This window comes from Bacillus sp. FAU20, from assembly GCF_056033865.1.
In genome coordinates, this window is sequence record NZ_JBVYHY010000027.1 from 427,398 (window position 1) to 452,186 (window position 24,789).

The 24,789-nt window shown below is 35.3% G+C and carries 25 protein-coding genes and 1 pseudogene; 11 read left to right on the top strand and 15 right to left on the bottom strand.

What is annotated here, in order from left to right:
• Positions 1-11 precede the first annotated feature (11 nt).
• Genes kdpB through kdpDN form a run of 3 tightly spaced genes read left to right on the top strand, consistent with a single transcriptional unit; the run spans position 12 to position 3,911 of the window.
• Complete coding sequence (gene kdpB / locus AC0OM3_RS27870; protein WP_001247994.1) at positions 12-2,102, top strand: potassium-transporting ATPase subunit KdpB; 2,091 nt, start codon at positions 12-14, stop codon at positions 2,100-2,102.
• A gap of 16 nt (positions 2,103-2,118) precedes the next feature.
• Positions 2,119-2,700 carry a K(+)-transporting ATPase subunit C gene (gene kdpC / locus AC0OM3_RS27875; RefSeq protein WP_046946542.1) on the top strand — a complete coding sequence of 194 codons (582 nt, stop codon included), beginning with the start codon at positions 2,119-2,121 and terminating at the stop codon, positions 2,698-2,700.
• Positions 2,701-2,756: 56 nt separating this feature from the next.
• Positions 2,757-3,911: a KdpD-like non-kinase potassium sensor gene (kdpDN, locus tag AC0OM3_RS27880; RefSeq protein ID WP_474213304.1), complete on the top strand. Its 1,155-nt coding sequence runs from the start codon at positions 2,757-2,759 to the stop codon at positions 3,909-3,911.
• Positions 3,912-3,935: 24 nt separating this feature from the next.
• On the opposite strand, the gene AC0OM3_RS27885 is transcribed toward kdpDN, so the two are convergent.
• Entirely contained in the window at positions 3,936-5,117 is a 1,182-nt protein-coding gene (locus AC0OM3_RS27885; protein WP_474213306.1) for an MFS transporter, read from the bottom strand.
• 140 nt (positions 5,118-5,257) lie between these two features.
• On the opposite strand from AC0OM3_RS27885, the gene AC0OM3_RS27890 reads away from it, so the two are divergent.
• From AC0OM3_RS27890 to AC0OM3_RS27900, 3 genes are all read left to right on the top strand, one after another.
• Positions 5,258-5,719 carry a MarR family transcriptional regulator gene (locus tag AC0OM3_RS27890; RefSeq protein WP_000384217.1) on the top strand — a complete coding sequence of 154 codons (462 nt, stop codon included), beginning with the start codon at positions 5,258-5,260 and terminating at the stop codon, positions 5,717-5,719.
• Between the two features lie 128 nt (positions 5,720-5,847).
• Positions 5,848-6,702: a patatin-like phospholipase family protein gene (locus tag AC0OM3_RS27895; protein ID WP_474213308.1), complete on the top strand. Its 855-nt coding sequence runs from the start codon at positions 5,848-5,850 to the stop codon at positions 6,700-6,702.
• Between the two features lie 126 nt (positions 6,703-6,828).
• Complete coding sequence (locus tag AC0OM3_RS27900; RefSeq protein WP_000432808.1) at positions 6,829-7,032, top strand: hypothetical protein; 204 nt, start codon at positions 6,829-6,831, stop codon at positions 7,030-7,032.
• Between the two features lie 97 nt (positions 7,033-7,129).
• Here AC0OM3_RS27900 and AC0OM3_RS27905 read toward each other — a convergent pair whose 3' ends face one another.
• The gene (locus AC0OM3_RS27905; protein ID WP_000482710.1) at positions 7,130-8,431 is read right to left on the bottom strand and encodes an NCS2 family permease; all 1,302 of its coding nucleotides are present in this window, start codon (positions 8,429-8,431) and stop codon (positions 7,130-7,132) included.
• 201 nt (positions 8,432-8,632) lie between these two features.
• Between AC0OM3_RS27905 and AC0OM3_RS27910 the strand changes: the two genes are divergently transcribed.
• The 3 genes from AC0OM3_RS27910 (at position 8,633) to AC0OM3_RS27920 (ending at position 10,682) form a co-directional block, all read left to right on the top strand.
• Positions 8,633-9,499: an SDR family oxidoreductase gene (locus AC0OM3_RS27910; protein WP_001136284.1), complete on the top strand. Its 867-nt coding sequence runs from the start codon at positions 8,633-8,635 to the stop codon at positions 9,497-9,499.
• Between the two features lie 66 nt (positions 9,500-9,565).
• Positions 9,566-10,327, top strand: coding sequence for a L,D-transpeptidase (locus tag AC0OM3_RS27915; RefSeq protein ID WP_033669406.1), 762 nt, complete (start codon positions 9,566-9,568; stop codon positions 10,325-10,327).
• Positions 10,328-10,430: 103 nt separating this feature from the next.
• A complete protein-coding gene (locus tag AC0OM3_RS27920) occupies positions 10,431-10,682 on the top strand; it encodes a hypothetical protein (protein WP_000834195.1) in 252 nt (83 codons plus the stop codon).
• Positions 10,683-10,695: 13 nt separating this feature from the next.
• Here AC0OM3_RS27920 and AC0OM3_RS27925 read toward each other — a convergent pair whose 3' ends face one another.
• The 13 genes and pseudogenes from AC0OM3_RS27925 to AC0OM3_RS27985 form a co-directional block, all read right to left on the bottom strand.
• Positions 10,696-11,637, bottom strand: coding sequence for a carbohydrate kinase family protein (locus AC0OM3_RS27925; protein ID WP_001246642.1), 942 nt, complete (start codon positions 11,635-11,637; stop codon positions 10,696-10,698).
• A complete protein-coding gene (gene scrB / locus AC0OM3_RS27930) occupies positions 11,634-13,109 on the bottom strand; it encodes a beta-fructofuranosidase (protein ID WP_474213311.1) in 1,476 nt (491 codons plus the stop codon). Before scrB ends, AC0OM3_RS27925 begins: the two co-directional genes overlap by 4 nt.
• 17 nt (positions 13,110-13,126) lie before the next feature.
• The gene (locus AC0OM3_RS27935; protein WP_000367316.1) at positions 13,127-14,503 is read right to left on the bottom strand and encodes a sucrose-specific PTS transporter subunit IIBC; all 1,377 of its coding nucleotides are present in this window, start codon (positions 14,501-14,503) and stop codon (positions 13,127-13,129) included.
• A gap of 134 nt (positions 14,504-14,637) precedes the next feature.
• On the bottom strand, positions 14,638-15,624 hold the full coding sequence (locus tag AC0OM3_RS27940) for a LacI family DNA-binding transcriptional regulator (protein ID WP_001140399.1): 987 nt from the start codon (positions 15,622-15,624) through the stop codon (positions 14,638-14,640).
• A gap of 117 nt (positions 15,625-15,741) precedes the next feature.
• Positions 15,742-15,957 carry a DUF1540 domain-containing protein gene (locus AC0OM3_RS27945; protein WP_001115482.1) on the bottom strand — a complete coding sequence of 72 codons (216 nt, stop codon included), beginning with the start codon at positions 15,955-15,957 and terminating at the stop codon, positions 15,742-15,744.
• 72 nt (positions 15,958-16,029) lie between these two features.
• Positions 16,030-16,482, bottom strand: a complete 453-nt coding sequence (locus tag AC0OM3_RS27950; protein ID WP_000738451.1) for a thioredoxin family protein — start codon at positions 16,480-16,482, stop codon at positions 16,030-16,032.
• A gap of 12 nt (positions 16,483-16,494) precedes the next feature.
• On the bottom strand, positions 16,495-16,914 hold the full coding sequence (locus AC0OM3_RS27955) for a disulfide formation protein C (RefSeq protein ID WP_089149616.1): 420 nt from the start codon (positions 16,912-16,914) through the stop codon (positions 16,495-16,497).
• A gap of 165 nt (positions 16,915-17,079) precedes the next feature.
• Positions 17,080-17,328, bottom strand: coding sequence for a YhdB family protein (locus tag AC0OM3_RS27960; protein WP_001195459.1), 249 nt, complete (start codon positions 17,326-17,328; stop codon positions 17,080-17,082).
• A gap of 120 nt (positions 17,329-17,448) precedes the next feature.
• Complete coding sequence (locus AC0OM3_RS27965; RefSeq protein ID WP_000761025.1) at positions 17,449-17,961, bottom strand: PCYCGC domain-containing protein; 513 nt, start codon at positions 17,959-17,961, stop codon at positions 17,449-17,451.
• Positions 17,962-18,006: 45 nt separating this feature from the next.
• The gene (locus AC0OM3_RS27970; RefSeq protein ID WP_001095033.1) at positions 18,007-19,116 is read right to left on the bottom strand and encodes a GerAB/ArcD/ProY family transporter; all 1,110 of its coding nucleotides are present in this window, start codon (positions 19,114-19,116) and stop codon (positions 18,007-18,009) included.
• 16 nt (positions 19,117-19,132) lie between these two features.
• Positions 19,133-20,215: a Ger(x)C family spore germination protein gene (locus AC0OM3_RS27975; RefSeq protein WP_474213315.1), complete on the bottom strand. Its 1,083-nt coding sequence runs from the start codon at positions 20,213-20,215 to the stop codon at positions 19,133-19,135.
• A pseudogene (locus AC0OM3_RS27980) lies at positions 20,212-21,730 on the bottom strand (spore germination protein). The gene AC0OM3_RS27975 and the pseudogene AC0OM3_RS27980 overlap by 4 nt, the downstream one beginning before the upstream one ends.
• Positions 21,731-21,855: 125 nt before the next feature.
• A complete protein-coding gene (locus tag AC0OM3_RS27985; RefSeq protein WP_474213318.1) occupies positions 21,856-22,452 on the bottom strand; it encodes a hypothetical protein in 597 nt (198 codons plus the stop codon).
• A 233-nt stretch (positions 22,453-22,685) separates the two neighbouring features.
• On the opposite strand from AC0OM3_RS27985, the gene AC0OM3_RS27990 reads away from it, so the two are divergent.
• Together AC0OM3_RS27990 and spoVR are read left to right on the top strand one after the other, a co-directional pair.
• A complete protein-coding gene (locus tag AC0OM3_RS27990) occupies positions 22,686-23,246 on the top strand; it encodes a nitroreductase family protein (protein WP_000214819.1) in 561 nt (186 codons plus the stop codon).
• 114 nt (positions 23,247-23,360) lie between these two features.
• A complete protein-coding gene (gene spoVR / locus AC0OM3_RS27995; RefSeq protein ID WP_001202720.1) occupies positions 23,361-24,779 on the top strand; it encodes a stage V sporulation protein SpoVR in 1,419 nt (472 codons plus the stop codon).
• Positions 24,780-24,789 lie beyond the last annotated feature (10 nt).

Sequence of the window (24,789 nt, forward strand, 5' to 3'; positions counted from 1 at the left end):
GAGGGTAAATGATGAGACCGGTAGTAGTAAAAGAAAAACAATTAAATGAGTCACAAATACATGCTGTAGAAGATGAAGTTAGACAAGCGAAAACGATGGATCGTGATATCGTAACACATGCGATGAAGCAATCCATTGCGAAATTGAATCCGAAAGTCATGATAAAGAATCCGATTATGTTCGTTGTGGAAATTGGATTTATCATTACGTTCATTTTATCTTTTCTTCCAAGTAGTTCTAGTAGTATACCAGGTTGGTTTAATATAACAGTTTCTCTCATTCTATTATTTACAGTTTTATTTGCGAATTTTGCAGAGGCATTAGCAGAAGGTCGTGGTAAAGCGCAAGCCGATTCTTTAAAGCAGTCGAAGAAAGATGTGTTTGCAAATGTTGTAAAAGAAAATGGAGACATTGTCCAAGTTTCAGCAACTGATCTTACAAAAGGTGACGTTGTTATCGTAAAACAAGGAGAAATGATTCCAAGTGATGGTGAAGTAATCAAAGGGTTAGCATCTGTAGATGAATCTGCAATTACAGGGGAATCAGCTCCTGTTATAAAAGAAGCAGGCGGTGATTTTTGTTCCGTAACAGGTGGAACGATGGTCGTAAGTGATGAAATTACAATTGTCATTACGAGTAATCCTGGTGAATCATTTATCGACAAAATGATTTCTTTAGTAGAAGGAGCTGCTCGTCAAAAAACGCCGAATGAGATTGCTTTAAATACAGTATTAACGAGCTTAACTCTTATTTTCTTGATCGTCGTTATGACGTTGCCGATTTTTACAAATTATTTAGGTTTTCAAATTGATACTGCTGTGCTAGTTGCATTATTAGTTTGTTTAATTCCAACGACAATTGGTGGGCTATTATCGGCAATTGGTATTGCTGGGATGGACCGGGTAACAAAATTTAACGTGTTAGCGATGTCAGGGAAAGCAGTAGAAGCTGCGGGCGATATTAATACAATTATTTTAGATAAAACAGGTACGATTACTTTTGGGAACCGAATGGCTCATACATTATTACCTGTAGGAAATGAAACGATTGAGCAAGTTGGAAAGTGGGCTGCTATTAGTTCTGTTTTAGATGAAACACCAGAAGGCCGATCTGTTATCGAGTATGTGCAGGGAAAATCTATATCATATAATAGAGAACTTGCAGAACAAGGTGAGTTTGTTCCGTTTAAAGCAGAAACGAGAATGAGTGGTGTTGATTTACAAGACGGAACGAAAGTGAGAAAAGGTGCTGTAGGTGCCGTTATTGAATGGGTTGAGTCACAAGGCGGAACAATTCCGAAAGATGTAAATCAAAAAGCAGACTTAATTTCAAAAGAGGGCGGAACACCACTTGTAGTTGCAGTAGATAATCGTATTTATGGCTTAATTTATTTAAAGGATACAGTAAAACCGGGTATGCGTGATCGTTTTGAACAGTTGCGCCAAATGGGGATTAAAACGGTTATGTGTACAGGTGATAATCCGTTAACAGCAGCAACGATTGCAAAAGAAGCAGGAGTAGATGAATTCGTTGCCGAGTGTAAACCAGAAGATAAGATTGCTGTTATTAAAGCAGAGCAAGATAAAGGGAAACTTGTAGCGATGACAGGTGATGGTACAAATGATGCGCCGGCATTAGCACAGGCGGACGTTGGATTAGCGATGAATAGTGGTACGACAGCAGCGAAAGAAGCGGCGAACATGATTGATCTAGACTCGAATCCGACGAAAATTATTGAGGTTGTAGGAATCGGTAAGCAATTGTTAATGACGCGAGGTGCGTTAACGACGTTTAGTATTGCGAATGATATAGCGAAATATTTTGCAATCATTCCAGCAATGTTTACACTTGCGATTCCGCAAATGGAGGCATTGAACATTATGAAATTAACATCACCACTGTCAGCGATTTTATCAGCATTAATATTTAACGCTGTTATTATTCCATTACTCATTCCGTTAGCGATGAAAGGTATTGCATATAAACCGATGAGTTCTAATGCATTGCTTAGCCGAAACTTACTTATTTATGGGCTTGGCGGAGTTATCGTTCCGTTCATTGGAATTAAGGTAATTGATATGATTGTCGGCTTGTTTATATAAGGAAGAGGGGAAAAAGATGGAGAAGAAACAAAGTATACTATCACCAATTATCCGTATTACTTTTACATTTCTAGTGTTGTGTGGACTTGTATACCCACTTATTGTTACTGGTATTGCACAAGCAGTGATGAAGGATAATGCGGATGGAAGTCTAATATATAATGATAAAAATGAAGTGATTGGTTCTAAATTAATTGGTCAAAACTTCACGGATCCACGTTATTTTCAAGGGCGTGTTTCTAGTATTGAATATAAGGCTGAAGCATCTGGTTCAAATAACTATGCACCATCTAATCCAGATTTAGCAAAACGGGTAGAGAAAAGTATTGAAGAGTGGAAGAAACAAAATCCAACTGTTCCAGTTACAGAAGTGCCGATGGATTTAGTAACGAATTCAGGTTCAGGGCTAGATCCTGATATTAGTCCGAAGGGGGCGTCCGTACAGGTAGAGCGCATCTCGAAATTAACGAGAATCCCGAAAGAAACGCTGGATCAGTTGATTAAAGATCAAACAGAAGGTGCAGCACTTGGTTTATTTGGAGAAGATCGAGTGAACGTCTTAAAGCTAAATTTGGCATTACAGAAATTAATGAAATAGTAACAGTGCTACCTCAATCTAATGGATTGAGGTAGCGTTGTTTCGAATGAAAGGTAGTGTTTATTTTGTATGCAGATGATTATGAACCGAAGTTTCAAAGGCGAACGCCAGAGGAATATTTAGAATATATTCGTCAGCAAAATCGCGGAAAGTTAAAGCTATATGTAGGAGCAGCTCCAGGCGTAGGAAAAAGTTATAAAATGCTCTATGATGCTAGAGAGATGAAAAAGGATGGTACGGATATTGTAATTGGTTTAATTGAAACGCACGGGAGAAAAGAGACAGAAGACGCAATTGCTGATTTAGAACAAGTTTCTTTAAAAGAAATAGATTATAAAGGGAAAGTGTTTTATGAACTCGATGTGGAAGGAATTATAAAACGGGCACCGCAAGTCGTTGTTGTGGATGAACTTGCGCATAGTAATGTTCCTGGTTCTAAACATAAGAAACGTTATATGGATGTGCAGGAATTGTTAGATGCTGGTATATCCGTATTATCAGCGTTTAATATTCAACATTTAGAAAGTGTTCATGACATTGTTGCTCAAATTACGAATGTTAAAGTGCGAGAACGTATTCCAGATTTTATTTTACAAAAAGCAAATGAAATTCAGCTCGTTGATGCAACGCCGGAAGTATTAAGGAAGAGATTAATAGATGGAAAGATATATAAGGAAGAAAAAATTCAACAAAGCTTACAAAATTTCTTTACGCTCAATAATTTAGGGGCACTAAGAGAATTATCACTTCGTGAAGTGGCAGATGATATGGACGAGAAAATTAGCCAAACAGTAATAGAACCGATTGGTGTAAAAGAAAAAATTCTTGTTTGTGTACAATACAGTTCGACAGCGGAGAAATTAATACGACGGGGATGGCGCATGGCTGATCGGTTAAATGCTGAATTGTACGTATTAAACGTTGAGAGGGAAAATATAGATTCTATTTCAGCTGGAAAAAAGCAGACGATTGAAGAGTGGAAGTTGCTAACGAATCAATTTGATGCAAGCTTTGTATTAGAAGAAGCAAAAGGAAGAAAGCCAGCAGATGTTATTATTGAAGTGGCAAAAAGATTACAGGTGACGCAAATTTTACTTGGACAATCGGCAAGAACAAGGTGGGAAGAAATACGAAAAGGCTCTATTGTAAATGAAATTATGAGACAAACAAAATTTATTGATATTCATATTGTTGCGGATCAAAGAGGGTAAAATAGAGCTGACCTTTTTGGGGCCCTATTTTACTTTTTGTACAGCATGAAAGCGTAGCATTTTCATTGCATATAAGATTACAAGTAAAAACATAATTGCGCCTAGGAAGAAAATCCAAAAGTATTTTTGGTTAAATAAAAGAAATCCACCTATAAGTGGCCCTGTACCCATACCAAGATAGCGGATGAAGTTGTACATACCGATAGCTGTTGCGCGTTCTTGTACAAATTCTTCTGTTAATAAAGTAGTATGAGTTGGCATAGAAAGTCCCATACTAAAACCGTACAAAGATGTAACGATAATGATGAACGTGATATTGATGTTATATGTGAAAGAGAATAAAGTGACACATATAATATTGAAGAAACTTGTAATGAATAAAGCTTGCTTTGTTGTGAGGCGTTTTTGCAAAAACTTGTAGCAATAACTTCCTAGCATAATAGAAAGAGACATCGGTACAAACATAAGACCAATTTCACTTGCAGTTAAGTGAAATGAATTTGTTAAAATGCTCGGTAAAAAAACGAGGAAGCAAAAGTAAATACAAAATTGAATGAAGCCAATAAGAGTAATAGAAAATCCAGTTTTATTTTTTAAGATAAACCAGTAATTCTTTTTTGCTTGCGGTTGTTTACTTACAGTTGGTTTTGTTTCTGGAAGTAGTGAAATATTTATCGTTAATAAGAGAATGCCAAGTATAGATAAAAAGAGAAATACGGATACGTGGCCATTTATACTGCCTAGATAACCACCAATGAGAGGGCCGATCGCAGGTGCAAGAGCAAGTAACATTTGATACAGGCTCATTGCTTCTCCTCGTTCTTTTCCTTCAAATAAATCGCCGATAATCGTTGCTGCTACTACAGGTATAGCTGCTATTCCTATAGCTTGAACAGCTCTGAAAAATAGAAATACATATATGTTCGCTGAAAAAGCACATCCGATTGAACCAATTGTACTAATGATCAAACTAGGGATAAGGACAGATTTTCTCCCTTTTGTATCAATGAAAGGTCCATATATGAGCTGCATAATCGCAAGAACGAATGTGAAAAGGGAAACTGTTACATTTACAAGATAAAGAGAAGTGTGAAAAGAACCTTGAATCATGGGCAAGATAGGCGTGTAAATATTTTGAGCGAAGGAACCGAGTAAGGCACTCATACAGACGACATATAAAATGAAATGTATTTTGGATTTTTTCATTATGTTAACCTCCTTGTCATTTAGTTTCCTCGGAAACTAAATTTATTTTAACATGATTTTCTCACTTGTAAATATGAAAAAATGATTTTAAAATGGTATATAGTTAATTTGTTTCTTTAGAAACTCAGGAGGCGAACGGATTGGATTATGCAACGAAACAAATGGAAATACTTTCGGACATTCGTACACTTTTGCATAAAAAAGAAGAACATTTGAAAGGGCAAAATGAGAAATTTCTTCGTGAGACAGGTATAAGTGGTATGTCTTTATCTGAGTTACATGTGATCGAGTGTATCGGGAAAAATGGTTTGATGAATGTAACTGCTATTACGACAGAAATGGGAATGACGAAGGGTGCAATCTCTAAAATTTGTACAAAGTTGTTTCAAAAGAAATTCGTTGAGAAGATGCAAATGTTAGATAATCAAAAAGAAATCTTCTTCCGTTTAACGGAAAGCGGAAATGAAATATATAAAGCTCATGATAAATTACATAAACAAGCTGAAGAAAAGTGGCTGTTATTTTTAGATAGATATACGAAAGAAGAGCAAGATTTTATTCAAAGATTTATAAAGGATGTCTCCAACCATTTGGAAATATAATTGGAAGAAAAAACTCCTTTTTCTCAAGTCTTTTGAATATAATTTCTGAAAGAACTCATATATAATAGAAAAAGATACTTAACATGGTGAATAATTAAAGAGTCAATATATATAGAGGAGAGAGTAACATGCTTGAAAATACGGGGTTAGTATTAGAAGGCGGCGGTATGCGTGGTGTGTACACGGGCGGGATATTAGAATACTTTATGGAACAAGATTTATATTTTCCATATGTAATCGGTGTATCAGCTGGTGCTTGTCATGCAGCGTCGTATCTTTCCAGACAAAGAAATAGAAATAAAACAGTAAATATTGATTATGCATCACACCCAAAATACTTATCGTATAAAAATTTATGGAGAAAACGCCAGTTATTCGATATGGAGTTCATTTTTCATGAGATTCCAGAAAAGCATGTTCCGTTTGATTTTGAAACATACTTTAATAGCCCGGAACGTTTTCTTGTAGGAACGACAGATTGTGAAACAGGACAGTCTATTTATTTTGAAAAAGAAGGAACGAATGATGATGCACTAAATTTATTACAAGCATCTAGTTCATTGCCTTTCATTGCACCTGTAGTAAATTACCGTGGTAAGCAATTATTAGATGGCGGGATTTCGGATCCAATTCCAGTTCGTAAAGCACAGGAAGATGGTTTTAAAAAATCAGTCGTTATTTTAACGAGAAATCATGGTTACGCGAAGAAAAAATCAAAGTTTGGATGGGTTGCAGCGAAAGCTTATAAAAAATATCCGAACCTTGTTAACACGATGCTGAATCGTTATGAAGTGTATAATGAAACACTTCACTACATTGAAAAAGAAGAACAAGCTGGGAATTTATTTGTTATTCGTCCAGAAGTGCCGCTTCAAGTAGATCGTATGGAAAAAGATACAGCAAAACTACAAAATCTATATGAGCAAGGCTATGAAGATGCAAAGAGACAGTTTGCAGATTTGCAGGCGTTTTTGCAAAAATAATAATTAGGCTGTGGAGATGGAGTTCTCTGCAGTCTTTTTATTATTGGTTTCAATACCGAATGTTGGTTATACACGTTTTTAGATTATGGTATAATATGGATAAAAGTATGTGAAGAGGTGATACATATGGAAAATGTATATAAAGGACTTAGACATACTGGATTTATTATGATGTTTATTTTTGGTAGCGTATTTTTACTTCGCTGGTTTATTCATGATGAAATGTTATTAGATCAACTTATTAGTTTTAGTGTGGGCATAGTAATGGTTATTTCATCAGTTTTCATTCAAAAGTATAGTAAAGAATTACAGGTAGAAGAGAAATATTAAAAGGTTATAAGCTCCTTCATATTTTGGAGGGACCGTTATAGTTTGAATGATTGTTATAAAAGAAAAGTAGAGCATCGGATTTCGATGCTCTACTTTTTTAATGTGGTAAGAATATTAATTGATAAGCAAACAAAATTCCAAATACATATACAAGTGGGTGAACAGCACGGAATTTACCTTTTGCTACTTTCATAAGTGGGTATGAAATAAATCCAAGTGCGATACCTGTTGCGATACTTGATGTAAGTGGCATGCTTAATATTACTAAGAATGCTGGGAATGCTTCATCAAATGCGTCCCAATCGATGTGGCGAACTGAACCCATCATAAGACTACCAACGATAATTAATGATGGGGCAGTAATAGCTGATACACCAGAAACGGCACTTACTAATGGTCCAAAGAATGCTGCTAGTGCGAATAGAACAGCTACTGTAACAGTTGTTAAACCAGTACGACCACCAGCTGCAACGCCAGCAGAAGATTCAATGTAAGCTGTTGATGGTGTTGTTCCGAACATAGAACCGATTGTTGCCGAGAATGAGTCAGATAGAAGAGCTCGTCCAGCTTTTGGAAGTTTCCCATCTTTCATAAATCCACCTTGTTGAGCTACCCCAAGTAATGTACCTGTTGTATCGAACAATGTAACAAGGAAGAATGAAAATACAACGCCGTACAATCCGTAGTTAATTACATCAGATACAGCAGTAATTGGATTTGAAACGATAATTCCTTCTGGTAATCCAGGCATTGATGTAACACCATTTGAGAATGTTAATTGTCCTGTGAAGAAAGCGATAATACCAGTTAATAGCATGCCGATAAATAGTGCGCCATTTACATTTAAAGACATAAGGATAATAGTAATTCCAAGTCCAGCTAATGCTAGTAGAACTGGAGCAGAGTGAAGATCACCAAGTCCAACTAAGTTTGCATCATTTTTTGTAACGATACCTGTTAAACGTAAACCGATAAAGGCGATAAATAGCCCGATACCAGCAGTAATTGCATGTTTTAAGTTTTCAGGAATTGCTTCCATTAATTTTGTACGGAAAGATGTAAATGATAGCAAAATTAAAATCATACCTGCTACGAATACAGCAGAGAATGCAATTGCGAAAGTCATGCCTTCATGTGCTTTTACAACAGAGTAAGAGAAGTAAGCATTTAATCCCATACCTGGCGCGATTGCGATTGGTAAGTTTGTAAAGATTGCCATAAATAATGTTCCGACAACAGCAGCAATAATTGTTGCTGTAAATGCTTGTTCAAATGGAACACCTGCATCCCCAAGGATGACAGGGTTTACGACAATGATATATGCCATTGTTAAGAAGGTAATAATACCTGCCATAATTTCAGTTTTAATAGAAGTTTTATGTTTTGAAAGGTTAAACATATAAACATCCTTTCTGTTTACGAATAATTTTCACAACAGTTATATATAATATTCGTTTTTTAACTATTTTGCAATAGTTTTGCATAAAAAGTTTACAACAATTCATATTTTGTGTCTTAAATTCGAATATTAATCGTAATATGATGTGCGAATTCCAGTTTTTATTATGCACATTATAAGAAAAAGGAGTTGAAAGAAGCTATGCCACAGCAAAAAAACTTTGTAACAATGCCGGCGCAACATCAAAATAAACAGCCTGGCATTGAATCATTAATGAATCCTCTACCGCAGTTTGAAGATCCCAATTATAAAGGAAGCGAAAAGTTAAAAGGAAAGAATGTATTAATTACAGGTGGAGATAGCGGAATTGGACGAGCTGTTTCCATCGCTTTTGCGAAAGAGGGAGCAAATATTGCGATTGCGTATTTAGATGAGGAGGGGGATGCTAATGAGACGAAGCAATATGTTGAGAAAGAAGGTGTAAAGTGTGTATTGTTGCCGGGTGATTTAAGTGATGAACAGCATTGTAAAGATGTTGTTCAAGAGACCGTCCAGCAGTTAGGTAGTTTACAGGTTTTGGTAAATAATGTCGCGCAGCAATATCCGCAGCAAGGCTTAGAGTATATTACAGCAGAACAGCTAGAGAAGACTTTTCGTATTAATATTTTTTCTTATTTTCACGTTGCGAAAGCCGCGCTTTCTCATTTAAAGCAAGGTGATGTCATTATAAATACAGCGTCTATCGTTGCATACGAAGGAAATGAAACTTTAATTGATTATTCCGCAACGAAAGGGGCAATCGTAGCTTTTACAAGATCACTTTCCCAATCGTTAGTGCAAAAAGGGATTCGTGTAAATGGTGTTGCGCCAGGACCAATTTGGACACCACTTATTCCATCAAGCTTTGATGAGAAAAAAGTATCACAGTTTGGGAGCAATGTTCCGATGCAAAGACCTGGTCAACCATATGAATTAGCGCCAGCATATGTATATTTAGCGTCTAGTGATTCATCCTATGTTAGCGGACAAATGATACATGTAAATGGGGGAGTTATTGTAAATGGATAGTTTTCATTTATAAGAGCAAAGTAATGTTAATTCCACTTATTATAGTGAGCACTAGGGGGGATATAGCTGAAAAAGTCATGTTTCGTCATACTATTATTTTTCATCCTACCGGTTAGTGCTTTTGCTAATACAGATCATTTAATATTAGTAAATCTTACGACAAACCAGTTGTCTTTTTTTGAAAATGGAAATTACACAAAAACATTTCCAGTAACGACTGGAAGAGAGCGTACACCTACGCCTGAAGGTAACTTTTGTATTATAACTAAATTTAAAAATAAAGAATACCATCGAAAAAAAATACCTGGGGGTGCACCGAATAACCCTCTCGGTACGAGGTGGCTGGGACTAGATAAGAATGAATATGCGATTCACGGGACAAATCGGGAATGGACGATTGGAAGTAGGGAATCAAATGGTTGTATTCGCATGCATGACAGGGATATACAATGGTTATATGACCGAGTACAATTACAAACAAAAGTAATCATTTCTCGTTTTCATACGAGTCCCGAATATGAAGCGAATAAGCTTGGTTATCGCGTTGTGAGCTGGAATGGTCGAAAAATAGAAGAAGAACAAATTGGAGTACTTACGCTAGTAGACCGCGCGGATATATATTGGCAAGAACCAAATGGACAGTTAACGAAAGTGAAAACGGTATTGCCAAATGAAAGATATCCAGTGTACTCAAAACGAAAAGATGGAATATATTATATAGGAAACAATTCGTATATTATAGATGAAACAGGAGAGAAAATTCGTTACGAGCAAATTCCTTCTTCGATTTTAAGTAATATATATAAACGGAAATACAATGTTCCGTAATGGCTACCGTATTATAGACGGTAGCTTATTTATACTTGGAGTTTAACTGCAACTATTGTATTTTGCTGAATATAATACAGTACAGATAGGGGGCGGTTATATTATGAAAAGTGAATTTGCGTTTAAAGTTTTCTTAGTAACGACCTGTTTATTTATCGTGTATTTATATGCGTTTCTCGTCTTTTCTTTTTATGTTCCATATGTTGATTTAATATTGTTCTTCGGATTTATTTGGGCGTTTGTGAAAGCAAGGGAAGGAGAGAAGAGTATATATCGGCGCATTACCCTATGCGGGACGGCCGTTCTCGTTATTTTGTACTTTTTTATTATGCATGATTTTTGGAGAGGAATGTAAAAAAAGCATACGATTAATCGTATGCTTTTATATCTGTTAATGATGGAAGAGAGGCAATTGCACCGTAATTTGTACATGTGATAGCGCCTACTTTATTTGCAAAGGAGATAAACGCTGTTAAGTCTTTGAAATGATACGAAAGTGTATGTTCACTTTGGGCAATCTGATATAACATTGCTCCAACGAAAGCATCACCAGCACCAGTTGTATCGACTTGTTGAATGGAAATAGAAGAGACAATGGTTTGACCTTCATTTGTCGCAAGAAGGGTACCGTCTTTTCCAAGTGTAATAGCTACTACTTTTGCGCCATAATTTAATAATTTGAGTGCAGCTTGTTGTAAATCACTTTCTTTAGAGAGCATAGTAGCTTCCTCTTGACTTACTTTTACGAAGTGTGCATGTTTTATAAAGGTTAGACAATCTTGAGAGAATTGTTCTGTATTTGTAATGAGTGCACTTCGATAATTTGGATCAAAAGAAATAAAATGGCCGTTATCTTTCGCATATTGTAACAACTGGAAATACGTTTCTTTTAATGGGCTTGATAGTAAAGCTGTCGCTGAACCGAAATGTATTAAATCATTTGTTTGTATTTTTGATAAATCAATGCTATTGAATTGATATTCACCATCTGCACCACGCATAAAAGTAAAATCACGTTCGCCATCTTGATCGATGGATACGAATGCAAGTGTTGTTTGTTTATCTTTTATGAGCATGGATGTATCGACTTGCGCACGCTGTAAAGTTTGTTCAAGAAACTCACCAAATGGGTCGTTTCCTACTTGCCCCATAAATGTAGCGTGTCCACCTAATTTTGTAATCGCAGCAGCAACGTTAGCGGGTGCTCCACCAGCTTTTTTTTCGAAATCTGAACCGTTTACTAAAGAAACGTTAGTATTTCGGCACACAAAATCAATTAATAGTTCACCTATACAAAAGACATTTCTCATACAATCCCTCTTTTCAGCTTATATTGTGTGATGGTAAAGTTTAGTTTTGCATCTGAAAAGATTGCGATATGATGTTTCATGTCTTTTCGAGGAAAAACTCGGGACGTAAAGACTGTTGAACCATCGTATAAGAAAATTTCCACGATGCTTTTATCTACAAATATTTGTAGTTCTATCGTATCTTGAATATCGATTTTTTTACAGCGTTCAAATCCATATTCTCCGCCAAATTGATGGTAGAAGTTGCCCCTGTCTATAGAAATAGTACCTTGTTCCCGATTAAATGTAATGGGGAAACATTCCTCCTCATTGTGGAAGAGAGAAAGCCCAAAACGCTTTGCATCTTCTGTTTTAAGTGTAACAATTAATTCATAGGAGCCTTCATCATCAAGCGTTGATAATACATTTAATCCAGCTGTTATATCTCCTGAAATGTCTTTTTTTGTTGTTCGTAGTTTTGTTAATTCTGAAACTGGTTTTTGTTTTATGATGTTATCTTCTAATGTTAATTCACGTGGAAGTGTTAGGCAATGAGCCCACATATAATCATCAGAAGGATATGTGATTTCACTTGATCCTGCCCAAGCAAATAATAGGCGACGACTAGTAGAGTCTTCTAAAGTTTGAGGGGCATAAAAATCGAATCCTTTATCAGCTTCGTAATAGGAATCAATATGGAAATATAAATTTTTAATATCGAAATGACCTATAGCATAAACGACATTGTATACATTGTGAAAGTTTTCTCCGTCTTTTTCAATTCCTTGCGGTGAAAAGAGAAGTACATCTTTCCCTGATAATTGGAAGTAATCGGGGCATTCCCACATAAATCCAAATTCTTTTAAATTTGTTGTAATTTCGCCTTGGAAATGCCAATTGTATAGGTCTTGTGATTTGTATAGTAATAGAGTTCCTGTTTTATTTTCACGTTGGGCACCGAGTAACATATAGTACATATCATTATGTTTCCAGACTTTTGGATCACGTACATGTTTTGTATATCCGTCAGGAATTATATCAATAACAGGATTATTACTATATTTCGTCATCGTATATTGTGAATCCATTGTTGCCATACATTGTTTTGCATCACGGGAATCATCAGGATTTTTTATATTCCCTGTATAAAGTAAATGAAGAAGGCCATCTTTTACAATAGCACTACCAGAATATGCACCGTGTGATTCATAGCTTTCAGTAGGGATGATGGCTACAGGCATACGCTCCCAGTTAATAAGGTCTTTTGACTTCACATGCCCCCAATGCTTCATTCCATGAATGGGACCAAATGGATACCATTGATAAAAAACGTGATATTCATCATTGTAGTATGATACACCGTTAGGATCATTCATTAATCCAAATGGTGGATGGATATGATAAATTGGTTTCCATGAATCTTGGTTTGCAATTTCATATAAAGAATGTAATTCGTCTTTATTAGATTGCAGTATTGTTTTATATTTTGACATAGGTTTTCACCTCGTTATTATTTACTTTCTTTATATAAAATGAATGTGGCAACAAAAGCAGTGATAACTGCAATAGCGAAGCCAATTATATAGTGAATCATGTTCATCATGCCAAGAGGTGCAACAATTGTAAGCATCGGAATACCTGTTAAACCGTATGCGTTAGCTGCTACTTGCATCCAAACAACGTAAGCGCCTCCAATTGCGCCGCCAATAGCTGCTGCAATAAATGGTTTACCTAGTTTTAAATTGACACCAAAAATAGCTGGTTCTGTAATTCCTAAAAATGCTGAAGCTGCTGCCGGAATTGCAATTTCTTTCGTTTTTTTGTTTTTTGTTTTGAAATAGACAGCTAAAGTAGCGCCGCCCTGTGCAACGTTCGCCATTGACCAAATAGGGAGTAAGAAATTGACACCGATATCTTTATTTGCGAGTAAGCCTGCTTCAATAGCATGGAAGCTATGATGTAAACCAGTAAGAACAATTGTTGAATATAGACCACCGAATATAAGACCAGCTACTGGTCCTGCAAATTGATAAATTGTATTTAAAAGGTACGTAATACCGTCACCGATTTTATATCCAATTGGTCCAATAATAATAAGTGATAAAAAGCCAGTTATAATAATTGTTAAGAATGGTGTAACTAATAAATCTAAAGAGTTCGGAACACGTTTTCGAAGTTCTTTTTCAATTGTACTCATAACGTATACGCATAATAAAATAGGTAAAACAGTACCTTGATAGCCAATCATATCAATATCCATGCCAAGGAAATGTAAAACAGTTGGTTTTGCATTTGAAAGAGTCCAAGGATTTGTTAAGCTTGGGTGAGTTAATATACCACCAACAACTGCCCCTAAGAAAATATTTCCACCAAATTCTTTAGCGGCACTTACTCCAATTAAAATAGGTAAAATAATGAAAGCTGCACTTGAGAACATATCAAGTAATTGGATAAGTGAGTGATCTCCAGGAACTAATTTAAACGCTTTCAACATTCCGAGTAGACCCATAAGTAAACCGCTTGCGACGATAGCTGGAATAATTGGAACGAAAATATTGGATAGTGTCTTTGCTAGGCGGGCGATAGGATTCATTTTTTTCTTAGGTATATCGTTTGATGTTGTAGAATCTAGTTCGGCTATTCCAATTAGTTTTGAGAATTCATCATATACTTTGTTTACTATGCCAGTTCCAAAAATAATTTGATATTGCTCGGTCGTTGCGAAAGCACCTTTTACTCCATCGATGTTTTCGATTTCTGCAGCGTTTATTTTCGTATCATCCTTTAATATAAGACGAAGGCGAGTCGCGCAATGTGTGGCACGAACAATGTTTTCCTTTCCACCAATGTTCTGTAATACTTGATTTGCAATTTGTTTCATATCCATAAAAATTCCCCCTTACTATAAATTTCTCTTGTGGAACCGGTTCCGCAATAAGTTAAAATAAAAAACAGGGAAATGATGTTGAAAATCCTGTTTTTAAAATGTGGAACCGGTTTTAATTTTATTATAGAGCGCCTTTATATTTTGTCAACGCTTTCTTGGATTTTTAATGTATAACGAGAGTGTAATATTTTTGGTATAGTTTTGTTTTCAACAAGCTGTGAAAGAGAAGTGGCAGCAAGCTTTCCAGCATACTCATAGTCAAACGCAATTGTCGTTAAGCTAGGGTGTACCATTTCTGAAATATCATATCCACCGAATCCTGTTACAGAAATATCACCTGGTACAGAAAGGGAGTGGGAGTGAATCACTTTCATTGCGCCAAGAGCGATGTTATCTGTAGCACATACGATAAGAGTTGGGCGATTATTATCTAAAATATGTTGTACTTGTTTCATGGCATCTTCTATGCGGAAAGTTGTTTCGTAATATGAAACGTTGCAAGCCGGTTCTAAATTTTCAATTGCTTTTTGAAAACCATTTTTTCGATTTATTCCAACAGAAATATCATCTTTTTCTATCCCTAAATAGGCAATATGTCGATGACCTTGTGATAACACGTATGCCCCTAACTCATAAGCTGCATCATAATCATCGTGAACGAGGCAATATTGATCTTTATATTCTTGCCCGACGAATAAAATAGGGATGTTTGAATTAGCCATAATTTTTTGATGTTCATTCGTTAATGTTTTTGTTAATAAAATAATGCCAGCTACTCTTTGTTTTATAAAGTTTTCCATAGCTTGTATTTCAGTTTCGGTTGTTTGATTTGCATTTGCTACAAGCATTTGATAGTTATTTTCCTGTAATGTTTTATCAATCCCGATAAGTGTTTTCATTGTAGCGAAGGAGTCTAATCGGGGGATGATGACACCAATTAAATTTGTTGTTTTTGCTTTTAAACTTTGAGCAAATGTATTGGGAGAGAAATTTGTTTCCTGAATAATACCTTCGATTTTAAGTTTTGTTTTATCACTTACATATCCGCCGTTTAAGTAACGAGAGACTGTGCTTTTTGCAACTCCAGCCAATTTGGCGATATCTGCAATTGTTTTAGCCATAGTATTTCACCTTCGTATTCATAAAAATGTTAACTTTATTATAGGGAGAATTAGAGATGACGTAAACAAGAAGAGGGAAAGAAAAAACCACCTCACGTATATGAGGTGGAATAATTGTTAATATCTAGGCTTAAATGTATGACAACAAGTCTCTACACTCGTTGCTACAGAACTTTCTAGCGTCTCGTTTGTTAAAACAGCAGCTGTATATGAATCATTTTCAGTTTGACCAGTTTCATCTGCATCAGGCTGAACGATGATCGCACTTGCTTGACAAAAGTTACCTTGTCCCCAAAAAGAACAGTTGGAAACAGAACATCTTACTTCTGGCATAAAACCCCCTCCTTATACATTAGTTTGGGATTTTACGCCCATTTCATGTGTAGAAGGAGTTTCCTTTTCTCGTTACTTTTTCGTTTGCTCAAGCCATTCTTTTAATTTGTCTTTCGGCTGTTCACCGCTAATACGGCTCACTTCTTTGCCATCTTTAAAATGAATGATTGTTGGTGTACCTTGAATTTTATATTCATCCCAAGGAGCATCTAATTTTTCAATATCCATAACTTTCATATCAACGTTCAAGTCTTTAGCCATTGGTACTACGACAGGAGATAATTTTTGACAATGAACGCAAGATGTTTGATAAAAGTATACTGTTTCTTCTTTTTTCTCTTTTAAGTTCTTTTGAAGATCTGAAAGAGAAATTTTATTTGTGTAGTAGTCAGAACCGTTTGTCTTACTTTCAGTAGGATTATCAATTTTTTGGCTAGTAGCATTTTTTTCTTCCATTTGTGTTACTGCAAAAATTGCCACGAACAAGGCGATAATAATACCACCAAATATAAGCATTTTTTTCATTCTTTCATCTCCTTATTTGTTTTTGATGACAATAAAGCTACAAACAGCGATTGTAATAAAGCCGATAAGTGCTAAAAACGGGATTGTCACAAAGCCGAACCAGTTTATGTATTCTCCCGTACATGGTACACGTCCACAAGCTGCCCCAGCAGCTGAAAATGCTGCGACTTTTTGAATTGCATAGTGATATAAAGAAATACAAGCGCCAATAGTTGCGATTGGTAAAGAATAACTTGTGATGCGATAGTCTTTTTTTGCTACAGCAATACCAAGCCATAAAACGAATGGATACATAAAAATGCGTTGATACCAACAAAGGACACAAGGCTCAAATTTCATGATTTCGGAAAAGTACAGACTTCCTAGTGTAGCAATAAAAGAAGCTCCCCATGCGGTAAGTAAAGCATATTCTTGCTTTTTTTCTCGTCCCATATTTTATACCTCTCTTATAATAGTTACATACTAAATTATAGTATGAAGTGGTATGGAAAAGAAAGAAAAAATATGTTTATCAATAAAAGTTTTATAAGAGGAAACTTTTATTAGTATTAATATTTTAAAAAAGCGCCATTCTCTGGAAGAGAATAGCGCTATATTTTACATTTGAATTTGTTCTACTTCTTCTACATGCGACTTTTGGGATGCGTGGTCAATATATTGAAATAGGAGCTGCAATTGTTTATCAACTTCTGGCAGTTCTTTACTGTATTGATAAGCGTGTAAAAAATGCTCAATACGCTTAGAAAATAATTGATCGTTCGTTTGAACCATGAGAACGAGTAATTTATCCCAATTACAGCAATACGTGTAATAGAGAGCTTTATCATAGTCGTTGTATGTTTGCACTGTGTACCCTCCTTACCGAGAGTTATATATAGTGTGTGATAAGTAAGGGGAAATACACTTGAAAGAATTTGTTAAGAAAAAAAGTGAATGAAAAGAAAAAACGAGGAGTTTCCTCGTTTTTTAAGCTTTTGGCATTGGCGTAGGTGTTGGTTTGCCATAACCTTCTTTGTATTTATTATCGATATAGTTACGAATTTCAAGCGTTGATTTTCCTTTTTGTTTCATGGAAGCAGATTCAACTGCGATTTCTAGGCAATTGACGCAAGTCGTTGCGTGGGAATCCCAAACAACTTCACCATTCTTTTTAATTTCACGAATAAAGCAGTTTTTATTATTTTTATGTCCTACACTTTCACCGCAACCACAATAGCATGGAATCCAATCTAATAGCTCTGCATTTTGTCCAGCGACGGTGTAGATATCTTTCATTTGTGGATCAAGCTTATCTAGGAAGGCCGGAAGTGTGTCGACTCCTTTTGTTTTCTCTTGAATGTCAGCTTGCTGAGTGTGCGATGCATGGTCATGTTCTTCTTTTTTTGATTCAGAAGATTTTTGGTCATTTGTACCAGTACTTCCGCATCCAGCAAGAATTAAACTTAGTACTGCAAGTAAAGAAAATACATACTTTTTCATTCGCTTGTCCCCTTTACAAATGTATTAATCAAATTGTATCAGAGATTACGGTGTATCGGTTGAAGATTTTTTTGACTGATTTTTGAAGCGCCATCTTAGCGAATGAAATAGAAATAAAATTGGGATATAAGCGTATACAATATATAAACCAGCTTGAGATAGTATGGTATTTAATGTGTTGATACTTTCACGGTTTGTGAAAAGCAGAGAAGCTGAAAATATGATGAAAATAAAAAACGGTAATGTAAATTTAAATGAAATATGAAAGGAGCGCTTCATCGTTTGACATGATGACCAAATAGTTAAGCAAAGGTTTGGTAAAATAATTAAAAACCAAACGAAAATAATAATATATTCAAAACGCTGAATAAAAGGAACTTTAATTATTTTTAACATCGTTAAAGTAGGCCAAATAGTACGGTTTAATTGTCCCTCGCTATAATACATAAAAGATACGATAGCTAAAATTACATAAATTAAGGTGCTAAAAGCAATTCCAGCATGGGCCCATCTTTTTAAGGATTTTCCTTTTTTAATAAATGGATAGAAGATTAAGATTGTCTCGAAACCAAGAAACTCTAACGCAGAGTGTTTTGCTGATATAAGCATGTCAAAAGGTGAATGTGTAAAAATAGGTAAAATATTGCGGAAATGTGCATATTTCATTGGATAAATTAAAAAGAATACAACGAAAATAGGTAGAACGACTCCCCAAAAACATATTCCGGTTACAGAGCGAAATCCACCCTTTATAATATAGCAAGTCACTAATAAAAACATAAAGGTTAGTTTCCATAACTTAATGGTAGGGAAAATCCAAACTTGTATTACTTCCATATATGTACGAAGAACAGTAAGGCAAAATAATAAGCAATAAAGAGTGAAAATTACAGAAAATATAGAGCCAATCCATTTTCCAAAGGTGGTTGTATGAATGCTAATTAAATCTCCGTCTTTTTCAAGCATTTTTAACATACAAAACAGTACAATATGAGTTGCAATCCCCGCAATAATAAGAGAAATCCAAGCATCATAACCTGCATTTTTCAAAATTACACGTTGATAGCCGAGAATTCCTATGCCGATTTGGAGAGAATGCAATAAAATAAATGCAAAATATGGAGAGACAGTTTTTGTCTTATTCATTGTATTCATTGCTCATTTCACCTCACTATTCCCCGATTCCAGATTGTACAATATTAAGATCTAAATTTATATCCACCGCTACGTTTTTATACATATTTCGAATTTGTTTTATATTCCATTTTCTCGTATGGCTTCTAATTTCATCTCGTATTCCTAAAGGGTCAATTTCCTTTTCTTGAAATTGTTTTATTAAATCTTCACAGTCTTTTTCAACATTTTGTTCAATTTGTTTTTTTATATAATTGATATTTGTTTTTTTTCTTAGATCAATCCAATTAGGAGAGTTTTTAATTAATCCATTTAATTTTAAATGAATTTTTACTTTTGGTATGTCGTCAGTTTGATCTATATCATACTTATTTTCTCCAGCTAAGTTTTGTATAACAACCATACCTTTATGCTTATCCTTTTTTATTACTGCTTCGTAACGTCCATTTTTCGTAGGATTAATAAGTAATTTTGCTAAAACAGAATGTCTTTTATCTGTATACATGACTACTTTATCGCCTTTTAAAAAGGCAAGTCCTTTGACAGCGATAGAATGATTATCGTCCATTTTAATATAAGGAACATAGGCATCACATACAGAAGAGTAATAATTATATAAAAAAATGTTTAATGTGGTTTGTGGGATGTTCTCATTTCTTATATTTTGCTCGAGTAAATCAGCGATATATAAAGACCCATTTTTTTTTCCGTAATTTAAAAGCTCTTCAGCCGATCCATCTACAATTGCTAGTTGTACATCACGCCCGATATTTGGGTCACGTTGTAAGTTAGTAATAATCTCTCCCATTCCGCGTTCTCCTAGAGCCTTTCCAAATAGGACAACACGCATTTGACCTACAACAACATTGTGAGGAGATTTCGCATTCAATCGTGAAGCAATTGTTTCAAGTGAACGGGCAGATGTTGTTTGAGTCTCTGGCTTAGACTTTACACCATGTGTGTACTCTGGGAATAGAATAGTTCCTTGGAATCTTTTGTTTTTTGTGATATCAAATCCAGCAATATGAATAATACGCTGTGCATCTACTATATACGTTTGTGTACAGCCAGTTTGTAAAACGAAGAAGATAATGATAAGGTGCAATAAAATTTTCTTCATTCATTCTCACCATCATGTTTTTGCTTCGATTTGTTTGGATTATAGCGCCATTTTGATTTTGGTCTCAGAAAAGAAGGTCTTTGAGCCGTTTGGCTAAATGGTAATCGAAGAAAACCTTCTGCTGTACCTAAACCACGAAATGGATATAAAGGTAATAAATAAGGTGATCCAAGTGATTTTAATTTAATTAAATGAGCTAAAATAAATACAAATCCGACAATAAGGCCTAATCCTCCAAATGCACCGGCTAAAAGAATAAGCGGAAAGCGTAATAAACGGATAGTAGAAGACATCTTTACAGTCGGTGTTGTGAAAGATGCAAGTGCGGATAAAGCAACTGCAATTAATAAAATTGTACTTGTTAAAGCTGCTTCAACAGATGCTTGTCCAATTACAATCCCCCCAACAATCCCAATCGTTTGTCCGACTTTCGTTGGTAAACGTGCTCCTGCTTCACGAAGCAATTCAATTGTAATTTCTAAAAAGAGTGCTTCTAGAATAGGAGGGAAAGGTACGTTAGCTCTCGAGAAAATAATAGGACCTAGTAAATCAGCAGGAATCATTTGATAATGATATGTTAAAGCCGCTGTATAAATAGCGGAGGAAAAAAAGAGAAAATATAGCTCCGAAAAAACGAATAACACGAAAAAAAGATCCAATCATCCACGGTAAATAATAATCTTCTGGTGAAATGAAAAAATCCAGTAACGTTGTTGGTCCTGATAAAGCATATGGAGAGCCATCTGTTAAAATTAAAACTTCTCCGTTAATTAATGCAAATACAGCTCGATCTAATCGTTCTGTAGGTAATAGAACGGGAAAAGGTGAATTGCTATTATCACTAATAAATTGCTCAATCATAGTTGCATCAAATGGGACATCAAAATCAATGTCTTCTAGCCGTTGTATTGCGGTGTTGATAAATTGTTCATTTGTAATTCCTTCTATATAAGCAACTGCTACTTTCGTTTTTGATATAGATCCGACGGTAACTTCTTTAAAAATGAGTTGCTCCGTTACGATATTTCGGCGCAATAAGTGGATATTTGTATCAAGGTTTTCAACGAAACCGATTTTAGGCCCGATTACACTATACTCATTTTCTGTATCGTTATATAATCGTTTTCCTAAAACAGTACTTTCGGCACGAATTAAAGCATATTGATCAGGATTCGCATTGTTTTTTAAGCGTATTAAAATATATCCACCTAATAATTTTTCACGAATATCATCAATAGAAGGGGAGGTAATAATGTCTTCAATAGAGATGATATTACATAAATCAGAGATGTTTTGGATTTGTTCCGATTCCTTTTTTAGAGGAGTTAAAATAAATTGTTTAATAATAAGTGCTTCCACGACAGATTTATAATAAAACAAGCACAACGTTTCATCTTTAAGTATGTTATAAGAGACAAAATCGCTTGATTCTTTCATGGTTTGTATAAATTCTGGAATAGAACAAAGTGTTTTCGTATTAGTCTTTTTTGATTTCTTAGATGATAAACCGAACATTTTCTCACCCCTAACTTACATCATTTACTTGTGTTAGTTTTTGGGAAATCCGGGAATTTATACTTGAAAATTGAAAGTTCATACGAAAAAGGAAGAGCATTGAATCCCTCTTCCTTTTTGGGGTGTTAATTTGCTTTCTTTTCTTTAATAGACTGCACTAACTTCATCATTTCCGCTCGTATATCTTCTCTTTTTACATTTAATTTTTCGGCAATTTGTTTCATGTCCATTCCATCTTTTTTCATCTTTAGTACATCATCAAGTGGGGTATTGCTTTTTTGAGAGATGATTGTTAACACAGTAAGATGACGCAATTTTATGTTATATTCATTCATTTTTTGCTTTAGCTGATCAGGTGTGGATTTTTGCATAGTTGCTAACTGTTGTAGCAGCGCTTGCTTTGTTTCTTTATTTATATGATGCTTTTTCAGCTTACTTGGATCTACACCGAAATGCTCGGCTGTTTTCTCCCAAGATTTATTTTGCTTATAGTAAGCTAAAACATCTTTAATTTCTTTTTTACTCATTCTTGCAATGTGAGCAGCTTTCCAAATTTCATGTTTGTTATAGCTGAGTTTTTCTAGCGATTGCATTTCTTCTTCTGAAATTGGGTTATGGTGATGCATTGTTACTTCTTTTGGCGTGGCAGCGGAAGCGGGGAAGGTAGATATCCCGCATAATAATGCTGTCATAGTCATACAAACAGCGATTTTTTTGTACATGTAAACTCCTCCTAGATGGATAATGTAGAAAACTGTACACATATCATTTCCATAAAATGTGAAATACTTGTGAACAAGTTAAGTTTTTTTATTCACAGTATGGAATGACGTTTTTTAGAAGTTTTCCAACATAAAACATTGATTAATAGTAAAAAACTAAGGTATAATCGAAATTGAAAATCAATATCAATAATAAACGTATACATATAGATAAAAATAAGGGAGAGAAAAATATGACTACATATACTTCCATCGCAAATGTGATTAAAGAAAGACGCTCTGTTCGTACATTTACAGACAAAGCAGTAGAAAAAGATTTATTAATTGAACTATTAAACGATGCAACATGGGCACCTAATCATAAGCACCGTGAACCATGGAATTGTAAACTATACATCGGAGAAGGCCGCAAGAAATTAGTAGATGCAGTATTAAACTCTTTCACAGAAGAAGAAAGAGCGAAACGCGGTAAAATTTTATCAGATCGTTTCTTAAGCACGCCTGCACAAATCGTTGTATATATAAATGAAGATCCACGTCAAATTCAGCGTGACGAAGATTACGCTGCAACATGTGCATTTATGCAAAACTTCCAACTTCTTGCTTGGGAACGCGGATTAGGTTGCGTTTGGAAATCAGGCGGATTAAACTACAATCCATTATTTATAGAAGGAATCGGTTTAACAAGAGGCCAACGTATCGTTGGAATTCTTCATATCGGTTATTTTGATAAAGCGCCTGAAGGAAAAGCGCGTACTCCGATTACGGAGAAGATGGAGATTATTGAAGGTTAATAGATGAGACATTCCCGTTTTTGCGGGGGTGTCTTTTTATTATGCAATCAATCCTCATGAAAGCTTGTTCTCCATCATACACTTTCTTAAGGGAAAGTGTAAGGAGGGAAAATAATGAGAGCAAGTGACGATAAAGCACTGCAATATGCGATTGCGGAAATTACGGAAATTGCGACTGGATTTGGGCTTGATTTTTATCCGATGCGTTATGAAATATGTCCAGCGGAAATTATTTATACATTTGGTGCATATGGGATGCCAACAAGGTTTTCACATTGGAGTTTTGGAAAACAATTTTTCAGAATGAAATTACAATACGATTTAGGACTTAGTAAAATATACGAACTCGTTATTAACTCTGATCCATGTTACGCCTTTTTATTAGATACGAACTCGTTAATTCAAAACAAATTAATTGTAGCGCACGTTTTAGCACACTGTGATTTCTTCAAAAATAATATTCGTTTTTCAAATACGAAGCGGGATATGGTAGAAAGTATGTCGGCGACAGCTGAACGGGTGAAAGCATATGAGCATAAGTACGGAAAAGAAGAGGTAGAAACATTTTTAGATGCCGTACTTGCCATTCAAGAGCATATTGATCCCTCGCTTATGCGTCCGAAACTCACATGGAGTATCGATGATTTAGAAGAGGAAGAAATAGAAAAGAAAAAGGTGTCGCAATACGATGACTTATGGAATTTAGATAATCGCAATAAAAAACAGGAACGTTCCAATGTGCGTAAAAAGAAGAAAATCCCACCAAAGCCAGAGAAAGATTTACTTCTCTTTATTGAAGAATATAGCCGTGAGTTAGAAGATTGGCAGCGAGACATATTAACGATGATGCGTGAAGAAATGTTATATTTCTGGCCGCAGCTTGAAACAAAGATCATGAACGAAGGCTGGGCGTCCTTCTGGCATCAACGCATACTTCGCGAAATGGACTTAACATCTGATGAAGCCATCGAATTTGCGAAATTAAATGCAGGTGTTGTACAGCCATCAAAAACGAGCATTAATCCATACTACCTCGGTATTAAAATGTTTGAAGATATTGAAGAACGCTACAACAACCCGACAGAAGAAATGAAACGAAGAGGCGTCAAACCAGGATCTGGTCGTGACAAAATCTTTGAAGTGCGCGAAATCGAATGGGACGTATCGTTCTTAAGAAACTACTTAAATAAAGATCTCGTAATGAGAGAAGATATGTACTTATTCCAGCGCCAAGGAAAAGAATATAAAGTAATAGATAAAGAGTGGGAACATGTACGTGATCAGCTCGTAAATATGCGTACAAATGGCGGCTTCCCGTACTTAGTAGTAGAAGATGGAGACTACTTAAAGAACGGGGAATTATACATTAAACATAGTTACGAAGGAATCGAGCTTGATTTAAAATACTTAGAAAAGGTATTACCATACCTTCATCAGCTGTGGGGAAGAACAGTGCATATGGAGTCGATTGTGGAGAGTAAGGGCGTTGTGTTTTCTTATGATGGGAAGATGGTGCATCGGAAGTATGTGTGAGGGGAAGAAC